Annotated in this window: 2 protein-coding genes and 1 tRNA gene; 1 reads left to right on the top strand and 2 read right to left on the bottom strand. The window is 72.7% G+C overall.

Translation table 11 applies throughout. The annotated features are described in order from the left end of the window. Positions 1-653: AfsR/SARP family transcriptional regulator (locus tag ACWDS7_RS48490; protein ID WP_451934830.1), on the bottom strand; the 653-nt coding region annotated here is incomplete at its 3' end. 75 nt (positions 654-728) lie between these two features. On the opposite strand from ACWDS7_RS48490, the gene ACWDS7_RS48485 reads away from it, so the two are divergent. After that, a complete protein-coding gene (locus tag ACWDS7_RS48485; protein WP_451934829.1) occupies positions 729-872 on the top strand; it encodes a hypothetical protein in 144 nt (47 codons plus the stop codon). 417 nt (positions 873-1,289) lie between these two features. Here ACWDS7_RS48485 and ACWDS7_RS48480 read toward each other — a convergent pair. Continuing rightward, positions 1,290-1,362: transfer RNA gene (locus ACWDS7_RS48480), tRNA-Ala, on the bottom strand. Between the last annotated feature and the right edge of the window lie 37 nt (positions 1,363-1,399).

Genomic DNA, 1,399 nt, shown 5'->3' with positions numbered 1-1,399 from the left:
CATCCGGCTACCTCCGGTCGAAGATCGGGTGGCAGCTCGGCCGCGACGCGCTCGGCCTCTACGTCGACATTGCCTCCCCCGCCCGTACCCCGCGGCTGCGCGGCCACCAGGTCCCGCAGCTCCGCCACCAGCGTCCGGTGCCCGCCCGTCACCAGCTCGACCTCGACGCGCTCCTCGACGGCCGCCAGGCGCAGCTCCTCCAGACGCGCGATCTGCGCGCGGGCGAACGGCGCCGCCCCGACGTCGGGCAGCGCCGGCCCCCGCCACAGGGCCAGTGCCTCGCGCAGGAGCGCGGCGGCGCGGGGCCGGTCGGCGGCGGCCAGGGCCCGGCGCCCCTCCTCGGCCAGCCGCTCGAACCGGTACGCGTCGACCTCCTGCGGCGGCACCGCCAGCCGGTAGCCCGCCGGGTGGAACTCCACCGCCCCGCCCCCCAGCAGCCGTCGGAGCCGGGAGACCTGGGACTGGAGCGCGTTGGCCGCGTTGCCCGGCGGCTGCTCGCCGTAGAGGCCGTCGATCAGCCGTTCGGTGGTGACGATCCGTCCGGCGTCGAGCGCCAGCATCGCCAGCAGCCCCCGCACCCGCGGACCGCCCACAGCGATCGGGCCGCCTGCGGCGTCCCGCACCTCCATCGCGCCCAGCACACCGACCCGCATGGCACCGATTATCGTGCGCGACGGGCCCCGGCCCATGACCACCTCGACCCCGATCACCTCGACCTGACCCCGACCGTGGCTCGATGGCTCGCGCTCGGCGCCATCGCCGGATCGATGCTGTTCATACTCGCCTGGCTGATCCTCGGCTCGGTCAGCAGCGGTTACCCGATTTTCGGCACCCGGATCGAGCCCTACTCGCCCGTCGCCCAACCGGGATGATCATCGACGGCGTCTTCGATCGCGACCGCCGCCAGAAGGGAGCCAGCCTCATGGGAGCCGACGCGCACGGTCAGGGGATCGTAGGGGCCGTCACGCGACGGCCGGTCCGCGGTCGAGCAACCGGTGGCCGCCCTTCTCGTACCAGTGGTGTGCCAGTCAGTCATGGCGGCGGCCAGAACCCGGACGATGTCCTGGACGGCAGCCGCGGCCACCTGCCCGGACAGGTCCGCGTGAGGCCATGCATCGGGGGCGTCGGCCAACTCCCACAGGGCCCGCGCCCTTCGCCACGACCGTCCCACGCACTCGGAGGGACTCACCGGCGGCCGCACATGCCTGAGAACGACAAGATCCCGCCTGATCAAGATGATCAGGCGGGATCTCGACTCCCTTCAGGCCGTCCCAGGAACGGACCTGCTGTGGAGCTATGGGGATTCGAACCCCAGACCTCCTCCATGCCATGGAGGCGCGCTACCAGCTGCGCCATAGCCCCTGGTCACCGCTCCGAGTGCTCTCGTTGCGGCGCTTCG

This window comes from Streptosporangium sp. NPDC003464 (assembly GCF_053588315.1).
Note: the sequence above shows the minus strand (reverse complement) of the source record. Positions and strands in the feature narration are given on the sequence as shown.